This window comes from Citrobacter sp. MGH103 (assembly GCF_001034475.2).
GTDB classification, from domain to species: domain Bacteria; phylum Pseudomonadota; class Gammaproteobacteria; order Enterobacterales; family Enterobacteriaceae; genus Citrobacter; species Citrobacter freundii.
Genome location: NZ_CP073043.1, coordinates 2971967 through 2990792, shown reverse-complemented (window position 1 = coordinate 2990792; position 18826 = coordinate 2971967). Strand labels below are relative to the sequence as shown.

The 18826-nt window shown below is 52.0% G+C and carries 16 protein-coding genes; 12 read left to right on the top strand and 4 right to left on the bottom strand.

Features of this window, described 5'->3' with window-relative positions; genetic code table 11:
* Window positions 1-34 precede the first annotated feature (34 nt).
* The 7 genes from fabF (at window position 35) to ptsG (ending at window position 7413) form a co-directional block, all read left to right on the top strand.
* Window positions 35-1276: a beta-ketoacyl-ACP synthase II gene (gene fabF, locus SK33_RS14455; RefSeq protein WP_003036260.1), complete on the top strand. Its 1242-nt coding sequence runs from the start codon at window positions 35-37 to the stop codon at window positions 1274-1276.
* A gap of 135 nt (window positions 1277-1411) precedes the next feature.
* On the top strand, window positions 1412-2221 hold the full coding sequence (pabC, locus tag SK33_RS14450; RefSeq protein WP_048219112.1) for an aminodeoxychorismate lyase: 810 nt from the start codon (window positions 1412-1414) through the stop codon (window positions 2219-2221).
* 2 nt (window positions 2222-2223) lie between these two features.
* Window positions 2224-3246, top strand: a complete 1023-nt coding sequence (gene yceG, locus SK33_RS14445; RefSeq protein WP_032948992.1) for a cell division protein YceG — start codon at window positions 2224-2226, stop codon at window positions 3244-3246.
* Window positions 3236-3877: a dTMP kinase gene (tmk, locus tag SK33_RS14440; protein ID WP_003036268.1), complete on the top strand. Its 642-nt coding sequence runs from the start codon at window positions 3236-3238 to the stop codon at window positions 3875-3877. Before yceG ends, tmk begins: the two co-directional genes overlap by 11 nt.
* The gene (gene holB / locus SK33_RS14435; RefSeq protein WP_048219111.1) at window positions 3874-4878 is read left to right on the top strand and encodes a DNA polymerase III subunit delta'; all 1005 of its coding nucleotides are present in this window, start codon (window positions 3874-3876) and stop codon (window positions 4876-4878) included. The genes tmk and holB overlap by 4 nt, the downstream gene beginning before the upstream one ends.
* A gap of 10 nt (window positions 4879-4888) precedes the next feature.
* Window positions 4889-5686 (top strand): metal-dependent hydrolase, encoded by a 798-nt coding sequence (locus SK33_RS14430; protein ID WP_003036276.1) that lies wholly within the window; start codon window positions 4889-4891, stop codon window positions 5684-5686.
* A 293-nt stretch (window positions 5687-5979) separates the two neighbouring features.
* Window positions 5980-7413, top strand: coding sequence for a PTS glucose transporter subunit IIBC (ptsG, locus tag SK33_RS14425; protein WP_003036277.1), 1434 nt, complete (start codon window positions 5980-5982; stop codon window positions 7411-7413).
* A gap of 55 nt (window positions 7414-7468) precedes the next feature.
* On the opposite strand, the gene SK33_RS14420 is transcribed toward ptsG, so the two are convergent.
* From SK33_RS14420 to shiA, 3 genes are all read right to left on the bottom strand, one after another.
* Window positions 7469-9247 (bottom strand): aminopeptidase P family protein, encoded by a 1779-nt coding sequence (locus SK33_RS14420; protein WP_048219110.1) that lies wholly within the window; start codon window positions 9245-9247, stop codon window positions 7469-7471.
* A gap of 16 nt (window positions 9248-9263) precedes the next feature.
* Window positions 9264-10718 carry an AMP nucleosidase gene (locus SK33_RS14415; RefSeq protein ID WP_016149940.1) on the bottom strand — a complete coding sequence of 485 codons (1455 nt, stop codon included), beginning with the start codon at window positions 10716-10718 and terminating at the stop codon, window positions 9264-9266.
* A gap of 118 nt (window positions 10719-10836) precedes the next feature.
* A complete protein-coding gene (gene shiA / locus SK33_RS14410; protein ID WP_048219108.1) occupies window positions 10837-12153 on the bottom strand; it encodes a shikimate transporter in 1317 nt (438 codons plus the stop codon).
* 534 nt (window positions 12154-12687) lie between these two features.
* Between shiA and SK33_RS14405 the strand changes: the two genes are divergently transcribed.
* Both SK33_RS14405 and SK33_RS14400 read left to right on the top strand, forming a co-directional pair.
* Entirely contained in the window at window positions 12688-12909 is a 222-nt protein-coding gene (locus SK33_RS14405) for a hypothetical protein (RefSeq protein ID WP_003036289.1), read from the top strand.
* Between the two features lie 344 nt (window positions 12910-13253).
* A complete protein-coding gene (locus tag SK33_RS14400) occupies window positions 13254-14252 on the top strand; it encodes a zinc-dependent alcohol dehydrogenase family protein (RefSeq protein ID WP_205200720.1) in 999 nt (332 codons plus the stop codon).
* Window positions 14253-14396: 144 nt separating this feature from the next.
* On the opposite strand, the gene SK33_RS14395 is transcribed toward SK33_RS14400, so the two are convergent.
* A protein-coding gene (locus tag SK33_RS14395) for an IS3 family transposase (RefSeq protein WP_113772681.1) occupies window positions 14397-15544 on the bottom strand; the annotation gives its coding sequence in 2 pieces (ribosomal slippage) (window positions 14397-15307 and window positions 15307-15544; 1149 coding nt in all).
* Between the two features lie 63 nt (window positions 15545-15607).
* Between SK33_RS14395 and SK33_RS14390 the strand changes: the two genes are divergently transcribed.
* The 3 genes from SK33_RS14390 (at window position 15608) to SK33_RS14380 (ending at window position 18824) form a co-directional block, all read left to right on the top strand.
* Window positions 15608-16564 carry an MBL fold metallo-hydrolase gene (locus SK33_RS14390; protein ID WP_048219107.1) on the top strand — a complete coding sequence of 319 codons (957 nt, stop codon included), beginning with the start codon at window positions 15608-15610 and terminating at the stop codon, window positions 16562-16564.
* Between the two features lie 129 nt (window positions 16565-16693).
* Window positions 16694-17485: an NAD-dependent epimerase/dehydratase family protein gene (locus SK33_RS14385; RefSeq protein WP_205200719.1), complete on the top strand. Its 792-nt coding sequence runs from the start codon at window positions 16694-16696 to the stop codon at window positions 17483-17485.
* A gap of 349 nt (window positions 17486-17834) precedes the next feature.
* Window positions 17835-18824 (top strand): zinc-dependent alcohol dehydrogenase family protein, encoded by a 990-nt coding sequence (locus tag SK33_RS14380; protein ID WP_048219106.1) that lies wholly within the window; start codon window positions 17835-17837, stop codon window positions 18822-18824.
* Window positions 18825-18826 lie beyond the last annotated feature (2 nt).

Genomic DNA, 18826 nt, shown 5'->3' with positions numbered 1-18826 from the left:
CACTTGAATTATTTTCCCTCCCTGGAGGACAACCGTGTCTAAGCGTCGTGTAGTTGTGACCGGACTGGGCATGTTGTCTCCTGTCGGCAATACCGTAGAGTCTACCTGGAAAGCTCTCCTTGCCGGTCAGAGTGGCATCAGCCTGATCGACCATTTCGATACTAGCGCCTATGCAACGAAATTTGCTGGCTTAGTAAAGGATTTTAACTGTGAAGACATTATCTCGCGCAAAGAACAGCGCAAGATGGATGCTTTCATTCAATATGGAATTGTCGCTGGCGTTCAGGCCATGCAGGATTCTGGCCTCGAAATAACGGAAGAGAACGCCCACCGTATTGGCGCCGCTATCGGCTCTGGTATTGGCGGTCTCGGTCTTATCGAAGAAAACCATACCTCTCTAGTAAATGGTGGACCGCGTAAGATCAGCCCGTTCTTCGTTCCGTCGACGATTGTTAACATGGTGGCAGGTCACCTGACCATCATGTACGGCCTGCAAGGGCCAAGCATCTCCATCGCGACCGCCTGTACTTCAGGCGTGCATAACATCGGTCATGCTGCACGTATCATTGCATACGGCGATGCGGACGCGATGGTTGCGGGTGGTGCAGAAAAAGCCAGTACGCCGCTGGGCGTGGGTGGTTTTGGCGCGGCACGTGCGCTGTCTACGCGTAATGATAACCCGCAAGCGGCAAGCCGTCCGTGGGACAAAGAACGTGATGGCTTTGTGCTGGGCGACGGCGCAGGCATGGTTGTACTGGAAGAGTACGAACATGCGAAAGCGCGCGGTGCAAAAATCTATGCTGAAGTCGTTGGCTTCGGTATGAGCAGTGATGCTTACCACATGACGTCACCACCGGAAAACGGTGCAGGCGCTGCGCTGGCAATGGTCAACGCGCTGCGTGATGCGGCTATCGAAGCGGGTCAGATTGGCTATGTCAACGCGCATGGTACATCTACGCCTGCAGGCGATAAAGCAGAAACCCAGGCAGTGAAATCTGTCTTTGGTGATGCGGCAAGCCGTGTAATGGTAAGCTCCACCAAATCTATGACCGGACACCTGTTGGGTGCGGCGGGCGCGGTAGAGTCTATTTTCTCTATCCTGGCGCTGCGCGATCAGGCTATTCCGCCAACCATCAACCTGGATAACCCGGATGAAGGTTGTGACCTGGACTTCGTACCTCACGAAGCGCGTCAGGTTAGTGGTCTGGAGTATGCGCTGTGTAACTCCTTTGGCTTCGGTGGTACCAACGGCTCTTTGATCTTTAAAAAGATTTAAGCCCGTTAGGTGATGCGCTAGCATCGATAGCAAATTGAAAAGGTCCGCTTGTCGGGCCTTTTTTTATTCGGTTTTCCGCCCTTGTCCTGTGTTACTCATCCTGCCAAACTAGCGGACCAGAAATAAGGAGCCACCATGTTCTTAATTAATGGCTGCGAGCAGAATATGCTGTTAGCAAGCGATCGAGCGACCCAATTTGGTGATGGCTGTTTTACCACTGCCTGTATTATCGACGGCGAAATCCCTCTCTTTGCAGCGCATCTTGAGCGTTTACAAGACGCTTGCCAAAAACTGCTGATCTCTTTTGAAAATTGGTCCGAGCTGCAAAATGAAATGAAAATGCTGGCGAAAGGGCACGTACGCGGGGTGTTGAAAGTGATTATCAGCCGTGGCAGTGGAGGCCGGGGCTACAGTGGCAAAAGTTGTCACAGCGCCACACGCATCCTCTCCGTTTCAGCCTGGCCCGTTCATTACGATCGTTGGCGGCAAGAGGGGATTTCGCTGGCGCTAAGCCCAGTGCGACTGGGGCGTAATCCACTGCTTGCCGGACTTAAGCATCTGAATCGACTGGAGCAGGTGTTGATTCGCTCTCATCTTGAACAGACGGACGCAGATGAAGCACTGGTTCTTGACAGCGAGGGATGGGTTACGGAATGCTGTGCGGCTAATTTGTTCTGGCGTAAAGGTGATGTGGTTTACACGCCTCGCCTGGATCAGGCCGGAGTTAACGGCATTATGCGACAATTCTGTATCCGGATGCTGGCACAATCACCGTTCAGTATTGTCGAAGTGTATGCAGGGTTGGAGGAGGTTATGCAGGCTGATGAAATCGTCGTCTGTAACGCGTTAATGCCCATTATTCCCGTGCGTACCTGTGGCGACACATTGCTGTCTTCACGTTTGTTATTCGATTTTTTAGCCCCACTTTGTGAGCACCCGAATTAGTCATGAAAAAACTGTTACTCGTTGTCCTGTTATTGCTGGTTGTGCTGGGCATTGCCGCGGGAGTGGGAATGTGGAAAGTTCGCCATCTGGCGGACAGTAAATTATTGATTAAAGAAGAGACGATTTTTACGCTGAAAGCGGGGACGGGCCGCCTGGCACTTGGCGAACAGCTGTATGCGGACAAGGTTATTAACCGTCCGCGCGTGTTTCAATGGCTGCTGCGTGTGGAACCCGAACTGTCGCATTTTAAGGCCGGAACCTACCGTTTTACACCCGACATGACGGTTCGGGATATGCTGCAACTGCTGGAAAGCGGCAAAGAGGCGCAGTTCCCGTTACGTCTGGTTGAAGGGATGCGCCTAAGCGATTACCTGAAACAGCTGCGCGATGCCCCGTATATCAAACATACGTTAAGCGACGATAGCTATGAGACCGTGGCCCAGGCGCTGAAGCTGGAAAACCCGCAATGGGTGGAAGGTTGGTTCTGGCCAGATACCTGGATGTATACCGCCAATACGACTGACGTAGCGTTGCTAAAACGCGCGCATCAGAAAATGGTTAAAGCGGTGGATACTGTCTGGGAAGGGCGCGCTGACGGCCTGCCTTATCAGGACAAAAACCAGCTGGTAACCATGGCTTCTATTATTGAAAAAGAGACTGCGGTTGCCAGCGAGCGTGACCAGGTTGCTTCGGTGTTTGTTAACCGTTTACGTATCGGTATGCGTTTACAAACCGATCCGACGGTGATTTACGGTATGGGGTCACGGTATAATGGCAAATTGTCGCGCGTGGATTTAGACAGCCCGACCGCTTATAACACCTATACCATTACAGGACTGCCACCTGGCCCGATTGCCATGCCGGGAGAGGCATCGTTGCAGGCCGCGGCACATCCGGCAAAAACGCCGTATCTTTATTTTGTGGCTGACGGTAAAGGTGGCCACACGTTTAACACCAATCTTGCCAGCCACAACCGGTCCGTGCAGGATTACCTGAAAGTGCTTAAGGAAAAAAATGGGCAGTAACTATATCGTCATCGAGGGCCTGGAAGGCGCCGGAAAAACCACCGCGCGTAACGTAGTGGTAGAGACACTTGAGCAACTCGGTATTCGTGACATGGTTTTCACCCGCGAACCTGGCGGCACGCAACTGGCTGAGAAACTAAGAAGCCTGGTGCTGGACATTAAGTCGGTGGGTGACGAGGTTATCACTGACAAAGCCGAAGTTCTGATGTTTTACGCTGCGCGCGTACAGCTGGTCGAAACCGTTATTAAACCTGCGCTGGCGAAAGGCGCGTGGGTAATTGGCGATCGTCACGATCTGTCTACTCAGGCGTATCAGGGCGGTGGACGTGGTATCGATCAAAACATGCTGGCAACCCTGCGCGATGCAGTACTCGGCGATTTTCGCCCGGATCTGACTATCTATCTGGATGTGACGCCAGAAGTCGGGTTGAAGCGTGCCCGTGCACGCGGCGAGCTGGATCGTATTGAGCAGGAATCTTTCGATTTCTTTAATCGTACCCGCGCGCGCTATCTTGAGCTGGCTGCCAAAGACGCCAGCATTCGCACTATAGACGCTACGCAGCCGCTGGAGGCTGTGATGGCTGATATTCGCAATACCATCACCCAATGGGTGAAGGAGCAGGGCGCATGAAATGGTACCCATGGTTACGACCGGATTTTGAAAAACTGGTGGCCAGCTACCAGGTGGGTCGTGGTCACCATGCGTTACTGATTCAGGCGTTACCTGGAATGGGCGACGACGCGCTGATTTACGCCCTCAGCCGCTATTTAATGTGCCAGCAGCCGGAAGGACATAAAAGCTGCGGACAGTGCCGTGGCTGTCAGCTGATGCAGGCGGGGACACACCCTGACTACTATTCGCTGCTGCCAGAAAAAGGCAAAAGCACGCTGGGGGTTGATGCTGTACGCGAAGTCAGTGAAAAGCTGTACGAGCATTCGCGTCTCGGCGGTGCGAAGGTCGTGTGGATCCCTGATGCCGCCCAGTTAACCGATGCTGCCGCCAATGCCCTGTTGAAAACGCTGGAAGAACCCCCGGCACAGACCTGGTTTTTCCTCGCCAGCACAGAGCCAGCTCGTTTGCTGGCGACATTACGCAGCCGTTGTCGGTTACATCATCTTGCGCCACCTCCGGAGTCGTATGCTATCTCCTGGCTTGCTCGTGAAGTGACTGCGTCGTCAGAAGCGCTGCTTAGCGCGTTACGTCTAAGTGCCGGTTCGCCAGGCGCGGCACTCACGCTGTTACAGGCTGAAAGCTGGGCGCACCGTACAGATTTTTGTGCGGCACTGGTGAATACATTAAACGCCGGTGATTGGTATATCTTGCTCGCGGCGTTAAACCACGATCAGGCTGCCGCCCGTTTACACTGGCTGGCAACGTTGTTTACGGATGCGTTGAAACGCCCGTATGGGATTGCCCATTTAACCAATCCCGATGCCCTGGACCTGATATCTTCCATCGCAGAACGGTTATCCGTTGCCCAGATACAGGCGATACTCGGTGACGTTTGCCATTGCCGTCAGCAGTTGCTGAACGTGACGGGCGTAAACCGCGAGCTGGTATTAACCGATCTTATTCTTCGTATTGAGCATTACCTGCAACCAGGCACCGTACTGCCTGTTCCCCATCTTTGAGAGAGACATTATGTTTTTAGTCGACTCACACTGCCATCTTGATGGCCTGGATTATCAATCTCTGCATAAGGACGTGGACGACGTGCTGGCGAAAGCGGCCGCACGCGATGTGAAGTTCTGTCTTGCCGTTGCAACCACCTTGCCAGGATACCGCAGTATGCGTGAACTGGTTGGTGAGCGTGACAATGTGGTTTTTTCCTGCGGCGTGCATCCGTTAAATCAGGATGAAACCTATGATGTTGAGGAGCTGCGTCGTTTTGCCGCCGAAGAGGGGGTTGTGGCGATGGGAGAAACCGGGCTGGACTATTTTTACACGCCGGAAACAAAGGTGCGCCAGCAGGAATCTTTTATCCACCATATTCAGATTGGCCGTGAGTTACAGAAGCCAGTTATCGTGCATACCCGCGATGCGCGAGCCGACACGCTGTCTATTCTGCGCGAAGAAAAAGTGACGGATTGTGGCGGCGTACTACACTGTTTTACAGAGGACAGAGAAACGGCGGGCAAATTACTGGACCTTGGATTCTATATCTCGTTTTCCGGCATCGTCACGTTCCGAAATGCAGAGCAGCTCCGTGATGCCGCCCGCTATGTTCCTCTGGACCGGTTATTGGTCGAGACGGATTCTCCCTACCTTGCGCCTGTACCGCATCGTGGAAAAGAGAACCAGCCCGCCATGACTCGTGACGTTGCAGAGTACATGGCCGTAGTGAAAGGTGTTGCCGTTGAAGAACTGGCGCAGGCAACCACTGATAACTTTGCCCGCCTGTTTCACATCGACGCTTCTCGCCTGCAATCTGTTCGTTAACTGACTTTTTTTAAAGCTCGTAATTAATCACTAATGCGAGTAAAGTTCACCGCCACAAAATGGGCGGTGAATAACCAGCTTGACACATTCAGAAACGCATTTTATCGGAATGTGCGGATTTTGCGGCCATTCACGACTGAACTGTGATAGCCGTCAAACAAAAACAAACTGAATTATTTTACTCTGTGTAATAAATAAAGGGTACTTAGATGCCCTGTACACGGCGAGGTTCTCCCCCCTCGCTAATGCGTGAGAACGTAGAAAAGCACAAATACTCAGGAGCACTCCTAATTATGTTTAAGAATGCATTTGCTAACCTGCAAAAGGTCGGTAAATCGCTGATGCTGCCGGTATCCGTACTCCCAATTGCAGGTATCCTGCTGGGCGTCGGTTCCGCTAACTTCAGCTGGCTGCCAGCCGTTGTATCGCACGTAATGGCAGAAGCGGGCGGTTCTGTTTTTGCGAACATGCCGCTGATTTTTGCTATCGGTGTTGCGTTAGGCTTCACTAATAATGACGGTGTATCTGCACTGGCATCCGTTGTTGCTTACGGCATTATGGTTAAGACCATGGCTGTAGTTGCGCCGCTGGTTCTGCATTTACCTGCTGAAGAGATCGCAGCTAAACACCTTGCTGATACGGGTGTTCTCGGGGGGATTATCTCCGGTGCGATTGCAGCGTATATGTTCAACCGCTTCTACCGTATTAAATTGCCTGAGTATCTTGGCTTCTTTGCGGGTAAGCGCTTCGTTCCTATCATTTCTGGTCTGGCTGCTATCTTCACAGGTGTGGTTCTGTCCTTCATTTGGCCACCAATCGGTACTGCTATTCAGACGTTCTCCCAGTGGGCTGCATACCAGAACCCGGTCGTGGCGTTCGGTATCTATGGCTTCATTGAACGCTGCCTGGTGCCGTTTGGTCTGCACCATATCTGGAACGTCCCATTCCAGATGCAGATCGGTGAATACACCAACGCTGCAGGTCAGGTGTTCCACGGCGACATCCCTCGCTATATGGCGGGTGACCCGACTGCGGGCAAACTGTCCGGTGGCTTCCTGTTCAAAATGTACGGTCTGCCAGCTGCTGCTATCGCTATCTGGCACTCTGCTAAACCAGAAAACCGCGCGAAAGTGGGCGGTATCATGATCTCCGCGGCGCTGACCTCGTTCCTGACCGGTATTACCGAGCCGATCGAGTTCTCCTTCATGTTCGTGGCGCCGATCCTGTACATCATCCACGCGATTCTGGCTGGTCTGGCATTCCCGATCTGTATCCTGCTGGGTATGCGTGACGGTACGTCGTTCTCCCACGGTCTGATCGACTTTATCGTTCTTTCCGGTAACAGCAGCAAACTGTGGCTGTTCCCGATTGTCGGTATCGGTTATGCGATTGTTTACTACACCATCTTCCGTGTGCTGATCAAAGCGCTGGACCTGAAAACTCCGGGTCGTGAAGATGCCACCGAAGACAGCAAAGCAGGTGCGTCAGGCGAAATGGCTCCGGCTCTGGTTGCGGCGTTCGGCGGTAAAGAAAACATCACTAACCTTGATGCGTGTATCACCCGTCTGCGTGTCAGCGTGGCTGACGTTGCCAAAGTGGATCAGGCTGGCCTGAAGAAACTGGGTGCGGCGGGCGTTGTGGTAGCTGGTTCCGGTGTTCAGGCGATTTTCGGTACTAAGTCCGATAACCTGAAAACTGAAATGGATGAGTACATCCGTAACAGCTAAGCAGTAAGAAATTGGGGAGAACTAAGGCAGCCTACGGGCTGCCTTTTTTATTGCATTAATTAGCCTGAACGCGAATCGGCGCGGTGACGGCGAACAGCCACGGACGAGCCTCTGCATTCACGCGAGGGGATAACGTCTCTCTGACCTGCTGGTGGTAATCATCAATCCATTGCTTTTCAGCTTCACCCAACAGATGCAGTTCAACCAGGTTCAAATCAATCGGCACCAGCGTCAGCGTTGAGAAACGACAGAAGCCAGGGCGGCTGTTGATTATTTCCACCTGGTTCTCAATACGGATCCCATATTGCCCGGCCAGATAGTAACCCGGTTCGATAGTGATGATATTGCCCGCGACCAGAGGCCAGGGGTTTACTTTCTTGGCAATGCGATGGGGCTGTTCATGGATAAGCAACTGGTGGCCTACTCCGTGTCCTGTTCCATGATCAAAATCCAGGCCTAAATCCCACAACGCCCGACGGCTAAAGGCATCCAGTTGATGGCCCTGAGTGCCGCTGGGAAACTGCAGTGAAATAAGCGACAAAAAGCCTTTCAGCACGGCGGTGTAATGCAGACGAGGTTGCGGATCCTGTGGACCAAACGCGAAGGTACGCGTCGTATCCGTCGTACCATTGTGGTACTGGCCGCCGGAATCATTCAGATACATGGCCTGCGAGGTAATTGGCGTATTGGTTTTTTCACTGGAGTGGTAATGACACATCGCCGCATTGCTGGCAGAGGCCGATATCGTGCTGAAGCTTTGCTCAATAAATCCCGGCTGCTGCTGGCGAAATTCCAGTTGCTTTGCCTGGGCTTCCAGTTCGGTGACCGGATTGCCAGCCGCTTCGCGCAAAGGGACTTCATGGGCCAGCCAGGCAAGGAAATTAACCCAGGCTGCGCCATCTTGTTCATGGCATTCCCGATAGCCCGCCAGTTCAACGTCATTTTTGTGGGCTTTCATCAAGGTGATGGGATCAGGGGCCCATAAGACGTTGCCACCGTGTTCTTCAATGGCAAAACGCAACGCAACCGGGGCGTAGTCTTTATCGACCAGGAAGCGTTTCCCACTGGCCAGTTGCTGGCAACGTACCAGGAAACTCTCTTGCGGGGCCAGCGTGAGCGTGTTCAGCAGTGATACGGGGAGTTGCTGCGTTTTGTTGCTATCCACAAACCATTCCAGCTCACCGCTGCGATGGAGCAGGGCAAACGAAAACGGTACTGGCACCATAGCCAGATCTGAACCGCGTACATTCAACAGCCAGGCAATGTTATCCGGCAGGGTAATTGCCAGTACGTCAGCCTCATGTTGAGCGAGTTGTTCCACGACGCGGGCACGCTTTTGCGTGCTGTTTTCCCCGCTGATTTCAATGGGCATTTCACGAATGATGCCGCAGGGGGCTGCCGGTCGGTCAAGCCACACCTGGTCAAAAGGATCTTGCTCAAGAGGTACCAGCTCGCAATGAGTTGCCGACAAGGCTTCAAACTGGCTGTTGACCATCAGCAGCGGTTCAAAGCCGATACGTGTACCCGCTGCAACGTGAGACTGCAAATAGTCGGCCAGCGGTTCATCGTGTAAATGATGAATTTCAAAATCATCCAGCGAGACTTCATTGCGTACCTGGACCTGATAGCGTCCATCGACAAACATTAACGCGCGATCCCGAAGGACCAACGCGAGGCCGGCAGAGCCGCTAAATCCGGTCAGCCAGGCCAGTTTATTGTCATGCGGCGTACAATCTTCGCTTTGATGAGCGTCGGCGCGCGGAACAATCATGCCATCCAGCCCCTGCGCTATCAGCAGGTTGCGCAGGGCGGAAAGAGGAGTTGAGTTGTGCATAGTTAACCTTCAGGTCTTAACGGAACGGCGGTTCGTTGAATGTACGTAATTTACGGGAGTGCAGTCGGTCGCCTTCAGCACGCAGACGATCGATAGCCCGGATACCTATTTGCAGATGCTCAGAAATAGCACCTTCATAAAAACGGTTGGCCTGACCAGGTAGTTTGATCTCACCGTGCAGCGGCTTGTCGGAAACGCACAGCAGCGTGCCGTACGGAACGCGGAAACGGTATCCCTGAGCGGCGATGGTGGCGCTTTCCATATCGATAGCCACCGCGCGACTGAGGTTGAAACGCAGCGCAGAAGCGGAATAGCGTAGCTCCCAGTTACGATCGTCGGTGGTGACGACAGTACCGGTACGCAAGCGCTGTTTAACTTCTTCACCGGGCATACCGCTGACTTCTTTGGTGGCGTCATACAGGGCGCGTTGTACTTCCGCAATGCTCGGAATCGGAATATCCGGCGGTAGTACGGCATCCAGAACGTGATCGTCACGCAGATAAGCGTGGGCCAGAACATAGTCGCCAATTGCCTGGCTTTCACGCAGACCACCGCAGTGACCAATCATCAGCCAGACGTCAGGACGCAGTACGGCCAGATGATCGCAAATGGTTTTGGCGTTAGACGGGCCAACGCCGATATTGACCAGCGTGATCCCCTGACCGTCAGCCGTGATTAAATGCCAGGCGGGCATCTGGTGTTTCTTCCAGGCGAGATCGGAGATGGCTTCTTCTGGCGCTTCGGTTTCGGCGGTGATCCAGATCCCGCCCGCACAAGAAAGCGCGATATATGGGCTGTCCGGGTCGAGGATCTGGCTGCAACCCCAACGCACAAACTCATCGACGTAGCGGGTGTAGTTGGTGAACAGCACAAAAGGTTGAAAATGTTCAACCGGCGTTCCCGTGTAATGACGTAGTCGCGCCAGCGAAAAATCTACGCGTCGGGCATCGAAGTGAGACAGCGGAGAAAATTCCGCCGGATGAAAAATCCCGTCTGCCGTTTCGTCACCAATCTGCGACAATTCAGTGGTGGGGAAATGGCGCGTTAATCCGGCGCTCATCGAGCGATCCAGCGTCAGTTCTGAACCGTCAATCACATAGGGATAGGGGATTTCATGCTGCGACGGCTCGACCGAGATATGCGCATCATAATCCTGATACAGCAGCGTGAGCTGTTCTTCAAGATACGGACGAAAAAGCGACGGACGGGTAATCGTAGTGGTGTAGCTGCCCGCATGGGTAAAACGACCATAGGCTCGGGTTTTCGGGGGATTGGTGGCGATGCCATCCCAGGTGACACACAGTGATGGGTAAACAAAAAGACCGTTATGGCGGGCGATTACATCAGGGAGCGTCCCTGTTTCAATATACTTACCAATGGCGCTACGCAGTGCTTTAACCGACTGCTCGTACAGCGCGTCCAGTTTATCCAGTGCCTGAGCCGGGGTCAGGCTGGAGCCCTTATTGTTCATGTCTGTCTCCTTGTTCCACAGATGTACTGCTCTCCCGATAGTATGTCACAGGAATGTGAAACAAAAGTCAGACGTTGAGGAAGATTGTGCGAAGACCGGACGGCCTCCGCACCCTGGCTTAACCGTGCTGCTTATCCCGCATCAGCAATGCTGTAGTCGCGGAAATAAGACAACCCGCCATCAGATAAATGGCTACACTGTGCCAGTCTCCGCCGGAGAATGTTACCAGTGCAGCAGCAATGAAGGGGGTAAAACCGCCGCCAACTACGCTTGCTACCTGATAACCAACGCCTGCGCCGCTGTAGCGATAGCTTGCGCCAAACAAACCGGTAAACATAGGCTGCTGTACGCAGACCACCATATCGTGTGCAATGTTGGCCAACATAATCGCGAAGAACACGATCCAGAAAATGGATTGCGCTTCTAACGCCATAAAGAACGGGAATGCGCTAAGCGTCCCGACCAGTGCGCCAGTAATGTAAACGCGCCGGCGACCAAAGCGGTCGGCAAGCCAGGCAAAGCAGGGGATGGTCAGACAGCTCAGTCCACCAACTAACAACCCGATATTCAGAAACAGTTCGCGAGGTAAGCCCAGATTCTGCGTGGAGTAATTAAGGGCAAACGCGGTGACGATATACATCGTCAGCAGTTCACACAGGCGCAGAGCGATAATTTTCAAAAACGCACCTGGATGACAGATTAATGCCTCGACTACCGGTAGTCTCTTTTTCTCTGTTTGCGGTGCCTGCTGCTGCTGTTCGAATTCGGCCGATTCATCCATTCGGTTACGCATCCACAACGCGCCCAATACCAGCACGATGCTGAACAGGAATGGAATACGCCAGCCCCAACTCAGGAACTGCTCATCGGAGGTTTGCGAGCTAATCAGCGAGACCAGACCGGTAGAAAGTAACAGTCCGACGCCGTAACCAACCTGGACGCCGCTGCTGTAGAAGGCTTTTTTATTTTTCGGCGCGCTTTCGACCGAGAGCAACGCTGCGCCGCCCCATTCACCGCCAACGGCGAATCCCTGAATGGCGCGTAGTGTCACCAGCAGCACAGGAGCCCACCAGCCAATGGTGTCAAAAGAGGGAATAATCCCGATCAGCGCAGTGGCAATACCCATCATCCAGACGGTAAGCATCAGCATACGTTTACGGCCCAGACGATCGCCGAAGTGACCGAAGATCACCCCGCCTAACGGACGGAACAAAAATCCGACGCCAAAGGTAGCAAATGCGGCAAGTGTCCCCATCGCTGGGCTAACCTGCGGGAAGAACTCGCGGTTAAAGACCAGTGCGGCAGTAATGCCATAAAGCAGAAAATCATACCAGTCGACCACGGCACCCGCGAAGCTGCCAAGCGCAGCGCGTCGGGCGCGGTTAAGCGAAGAGGCGTCCTGTTGGGGACCCGTGGAGGTGAGGGTGGAATCCATAGTTATCCTGTCTGTACTGTTTTTTAGTTATTAGTATTTGAGTTGGGTTACACACATTGCAGTCGCAATATTAACGACCGTTATGAGATTACCGCGACAGACGGGAAGTGAAAACGATTATCTCCCTCATCTGATGGCAACATGAAAAATAAGATGAATGAAAAATCTGAATCTGGTGGAATCGTGGCCTGTCAGGAGTGTTCTGATTTCAGGCGGAGCATTAGGAATACTGTATTTGGGGAAGTTATAAACCCACTTTCATAATGGTATACGGAGATTCAGTGAAACCACATCGCTCATAAGCACGAATCGCACGCCTGTTATCTCCGTAGACATATAAGCGAAGCTCCAGTGCCTTTTGTTCAAAGTGCGTGCGGTAGCCCAGCGCATTAAGCAACATCGCGTCGGCCGGTGTGGCCACGGATTTGTAATGTCATGAATGATTCCCATCCTGGTAATAAATTGACGATTACTGAATTATATCAAAACTGTCAGTGATACAGTGGGATGCGAATATTTCAGAGGCTTGTCAGTATGAAGATTGTTTTTATCCCTGCGTTGATCGTAGTCCTGATTGATAAAGAACAGGACATAGGACGGGAATTGACCCGCGATGAGGTTGAGTCCATTCGCGATGGCGCTACAGCCATCCGCCTGCCGGCCGAAGCAGCCGAGGATATAATCAGAGAGCGTGGCTACCGCGATATTGATCCTGAGAATGTCTGGCGCGAGTGGCAGGCGTATAAAGCTGACTGAATGTCGATGGGAACACACTGCTTTAGTGCCACATGAAAATTGTGCACTTACACGGATGCGTTTGTTCAGCAGCTGGCGTGGAGCTGAGGGGCAACTTTGAGCGAGGAGCGGAAGTGTAATGATCATCATTACTGCTGACAAAAAGCAACCTAGATTGTACTGATTCATAGTCTAAGCTCAGGCATTCCTGTTATTTTGCATACTTATCAGATATTGATAGCTGCTCCTAATTCTGAGAAAAGATTAATTCCATAAAATGGAATTATCAAATCCCCATTACTCCATTTACGCATAGCTATCTCGTGGCTAAATTAATCACATCTTCCACGAACACGAGATTTATTATGTCTACCAACACGATGAAAGCCCTGATCTTAAACAGCTATCATATCAAAGAGTTTACGGAAACCCAGATTGCCATTCCGATTCCTGCAAAAGGTGAAGTCCTCGTAAAAATTCACGCCAGCGGCGTGAACCCTATCGACTACAAAATTCGCGAAGGTTCCGCCACCTATGCGACGCCAGAGCTTCCGGCCGTACTTGGCACAGACCTGGCCGGTGAAGTTGTCAGCATAGGTGAAGGGGTAACTCAGTTTGCTATCGGTGACGAAGTCTATGGTCTGACTGGTGGGGTACGTGGTCTGCAAGGAAGCCTTGCGGAATATGCAGCGGTAGATGCCAGTCTGATTGCTCTGAAACCAAAGAACCTGACTATGCGTGAAGCGGCTGCGCTTCCTCTGGTGTTCCTGACCGCATGGGAAGGACTGGTTGACCGCGCACAGGTTAAAGCTGGAGACAAGGTTTTGGTTCAGGGGGGCTCAGGTGGTGTTGGCCATATGGTTGTTCAACTCGCAAAAATCTTTGGTGCTGATGTCTACGCTACAACTTCTGCGTCCAAAAAAGCAATGGTTGAGAGCTTTGGGGCTACGGCCATCGACTACCGCACCCAGAGCGTTGAAGAGTATGTTCAGCAGTATACCGCAGGTAAAGGCTTCGACGTAATTTACGACACCGTTGGAGGGGATGTTCTGACGGCGTCACTTCCGGCTGTGAAACACTACGGGCACATCACCAGTTGTTATGCGTTTGGTGAGTTCAACATTGCCCCATCTTCACTGCGCTGCGCCACGATCTCGGCTGTCTTCGTGCTGTTGCCAATGCTTTCAGGCGAAGGTCGTCCTCACCACGGTGAAATCCTGCGTCAGCTGACTCAGTTTGTTGAGGACGGGAAACTGCATCCTGTCGTTGATGCACGTCGCTTTAAGCTCGAGTCAGCCCTCGATGCCCATGATGCCGTTGAAAACGGTACTGCAAATGTAAAAGTGGTCATCGACATCCTTTAAAAGATTCTCTCTGGGCAGGGATGCCCCGTTTTAAAAAATACCAAATCAAATTAATCACTCAGTATCACTGGAGTCATTATGAACTTACATAAACTGTTCAACGTATCTCGTGTGGCAATTGCCATGTGAATCGCCACAGATAATCTAGACACTTCCGAGCCGTTGATAATACTGGTTTTCATATTCTGTCGGTGACATCTGATCGCTAGAACCATGCCGACGCTTACTGTTATAAAACATTTCGATGTAATCAAAAATATCACTGCGGGCTTCTTCCCGCGTTCCGTAGATCTTTTTCTTTATCCGTTCGCGTTTCAACAACTGGAAAAAGCTTTCTGCAACCGCATTATCATGGCAGTTACCGCGACGGCTCATGCTGCCCTCCAGGCCGTGTGATTTCAGGAAAGACTGCCACTCATGGCTTGTGTACTGACTGCCCTGATCCGAATGAACCAGCACCTGTTTTTGGGGATTACGCCGCCATACAGCCATCAGCAGTGCGTTCAGGACAATGTCCTTTGTCATCCGGGATTGCATGGACCAGCCGATAATTTTGCGTGAGAACAGATCAACAACCACAGCAAGATACAGCCAGCCTTCGTGGGTCCTGATGTAGGTTATGTCTGTTACCCAACGCTCATCAGGAGCATCCGGATTGAACTGTCGCTGGAGCCTGTTGGGCGACACGATACTGGCCTCGCCTTTACGTGCCCGCGGGCTCCGGTATCCGACCTGAGCCTTTATCCCGACACGTTTCATCAGTCGCCAGACTCTGTTCACTCCGCACTGTTGCCCGCTGTCCCGCAGATCCAGATGGATTTTGCGATAACCATAGACGCATCCCGATTCCAGCCAGAACTGTTTAATCTGTCCTGTCAGTCTCAGGTCTGCCTGATGGCGTTGAGAATGCGGCTGCTGAAGCCAGGCGTAAAAACCACTGGGATGAACATCCAGCACCCGACAGAGCAGGCGAACAGGCCAGCAACAGGTGTTGTCACGGATAAAGGCGTACCTCAGTCGGACAGCTTTGCGAAGTACGCCGCGGCTTTTTTTAATATGTCCCGTTCGTCGGTAACCCGCTTCAGCTCTTTCTGGAGACGACGGATCTCGGCCTGAGCATCTGACTGTTCTTTATTAGTGGAAGAATCCGGACCGTACTTCTTTATCCAGGCGTAAAGGCTGTGGGTGGTGATATCGAGACGTGTTGCCACGCTGGCAACAGAATAACCGCGATCAACAACCTGTTTGACTGCTTCAGTTTTAAACTCTTCGGGATAACGCTTACCGCTCATGGGCACCTCTCTTTAAGCCATCTTAAATGACTCTGAGGTGTCTGTTAAACCCGTGGCGATTCAATGTCCGTTAGCGGCTTGGTTGCAGGAGTGCCAGTCTTCAACGCGGCGGCCCAATCAACTGTGCAGCAGGAGGCTCAGGTTCCTGGCTTTTACCGTTACCAGGTTGGCGATGCTGTGGTGACTGCCGTGTATGACGGTTACATTAACCTCTCGACGTCTCTCCTCAAGGGTATTGAAGCCAAGGACATTCAGACTCTCCTTGCAAAAATGTTCCAGGAAGAAGGTAAAGAAGGCGTACAGACCGCTGTAAACGCTTATCTCGTTAAGATGAATAACGAACTGGTGCTAATCGACTCCGGCGCGGCCAAGTGCTTTGGCCCGACTATGGGGAACATCGTCGATAACATTCGTGCGGCAGGTTATAAACCGGAAGACGTTAAAACGGTTCTGTTGACCCACATGCACCCTGATCATATTTGTGGTCTGATCACCGCTGACGGAAAGGCTGCATTCCCGAACGCGACAGTTGTTGTGTCTCAGGATGAAAAAGATTTCTGGCTGAACCCTAAAATCGCCGCTGCGGCTTCAGATGAACATAAACCGTTCTTCAAAATGGCTCAGGATTCTGTTGCCCCTTATCAGGCCAGGGGCGCATTCCGCACCTTCAAAAGCGGAGAGAACGTTATTCCAGGAATCGATTCTCTGGCTACTCCGGGGCATACGCCAGGACATGCTTCTTTCATGCTGAAATCAGCAGGGAAAGAAATGCTGATCTGGGGTGACATCGTTCACGCACACGCCGTTCAGTTTGCGAACCCTAAAGTGTCCATTGAGTTTGATACGGACAGTAAAAAAGCAGTTGCAACCCGTAAGGCGACTTTCGAAAAAGCAGCCAAAGAAAAATGGTTGGTTGCCGGTGCACACCTTCCATTCCCTGGAATTGGTCATATACGCCATGATGCACAGGGCTATGCCTGGGTACCGGTGGAATATGCACCTCTGGTTGAGAAAAAGTAACTTAGTTCAGCAGCAGGCTTGGCCTGCTGCTTCATTTTAAACGTTGCGCCGTTCACTCTGTTTATCTCATCGTGATATGCCCTACAGAATAAATCAGACGACATTGACGGTATCGCAGAGAACCCCGCTATGACTACTCCTACCCAGAAACAACGTATCTTTATCACTGGTGGTACAGGCTATATTGGAGGCAGTATCCTTCACTTGATGGTCTCGCGGGGCTACCCCGATCGCTTCGATATTTCAGCTCTTGTCCGCCGCCCGGAGGATTTTTCTCGACTACAGAACCTGGGGATCACCCCTGTTGCCGGAACCCTTGATGACAGCGAACTGCTCGAACAAGAAGCCAGCAAGGCTGATATTGTCTTCAATACGGCTAACTGCGATCACCAGTCAAGCGCCACTTCAATTGTCGAGGGATTGGCTCGACGTTTTAACGAGACGGGTAAGCAATCGATACTGATTCATACCTCAGGCGCTGGTGTGCTGACAGAGACCTCCACCGGAACCGGAGTTTCACCTTCAGAGGATACAGAGGCAACGGTGTGGGATGATGCTGATTGGGAGACTCATGCGGCCATTCCATCCTACGCACCTCACCGTCTTGTTGATCTCGAAATATTCAAAGCGGCTCATGATGCTGTAGCGAAAACCTACCTTATGGTTCCTCCTACTGTTTTTGGCAGGGGCCTGGGTGAGTTAGCCGAGAGGCGCATGTCCATTCAGAACCCACGCCTGGTTTACCAATCACTCCTTAATCGTAGGGCTACTTTTGTTGGACCGGGTCAGAACGTCTGGCCAAATGTTCATGTCGCAGATCTTGCTGAATTGTACCTGCTCATCATGAATGACGCGCTTAATGATATGACCGTCGATAGCCATACGCGGCTCTTCTACCCGGTGACAGAGCACTTTACCTAGTCAGATGTAGCTAAGCGTATTGGCGCCGTTCTTCACGAAAACCATTTTATTCCGCAGGCTGCAGCCACCACAGGGCTACAGCGTGGGTGGTTCTGGGGGAGTAATGTTCAGGTGAAATCTACTAATTCAGAGAGACTCGGATGGACACCATGTCATGGCTGCACAGAGGCTATGCTGGATAGCATTGAATACGATCTTGAATTGGTTATAGAAGCGATTCGATCACACCGCCCGGCGTAATCCCCGCCGGTTGCTATTTCATATTGGATTGCGGGGTAATAAAGAAGTATTCATGCGGGGATTATCCGCGCCTGACTAATTAAGTCAGTCACGTCAAAGAGGTTTCAAAATGGCAAAAGTCTATCGGTTTCACCGCCTGGGTGGCCCTGAAGTTCTACAGATTGACGAGTTGAATCTGGCACCACCTTCAGCTGAAGAAGTTCAGGTACGAATTAAAGCGATTGGCCTGAATCGTGCTGACATCATGTTCCGAAATGATCAGTACATACTGAAAGCTGACCTTCCTTCGCGAGTGGGCTATGAAGCGTCTGGTGAAGTTATTCATGTGGGAGAAAATGTTAAGCATTTCTCTCCAGACGATGCGGTTTGCATCCTTCCGCCAGACGACTTGGCCCGCTACGGAACCTATGCGGATGAAATGAATATTGCGCAGGAGTTTTTAGTACACAAGCCTGTCACGCTTTCCTGGGAAGAGGCCAGTTCAGTCTGGATGCAGTACCTGACTGCCTGGGGTGGGATCATTCGAGCCGCACGGGTTAAAAAGGGTGATTTCGTACTGATAACAGCAGCTTCCAGCAGTGTAGGGATTGCGGCTATACAAATAGCGAGACAGGCTGGCGCGATACCAATTGCAGTGACGCTGACCAATGACAAGAAGAATACCTTGCGCGAGATGGGCGCGGCGCACGTTATCACTACTGATGAGGAAGACCTTCTGGAGGCCATAACTGCAATTACAGGGCAAGAAGGGCTGGCCGCTGCATTCGATGCTGTTGGTGGGCCGCAGGTTATGCAAATCGCGCAGGCACTGGGTCGATTTGGCCGACTGATCATTCATGGTGCGCTGAGCCCTGAAGCAACACCGTTTCCGCTAAAATTGGCAATCCGAAAATCACTTGCGGTTGAAGGTTACTTGTTTGCTGAGGTGCTTCGAAACGCTGAAGAACGTGAAGAAGCGAAACGATTCATTCTTAATGGGCTGGTCTCTGGTGCTCTGAAACCTTGTATTGACGCTGTTTTTACCTTCGAGCAAATGCAGGAAGCCCAGAGCTATCTGGAGAAGAATCGCCGGTTCGGTAAAGTCATTGTGACCGTCTAGGC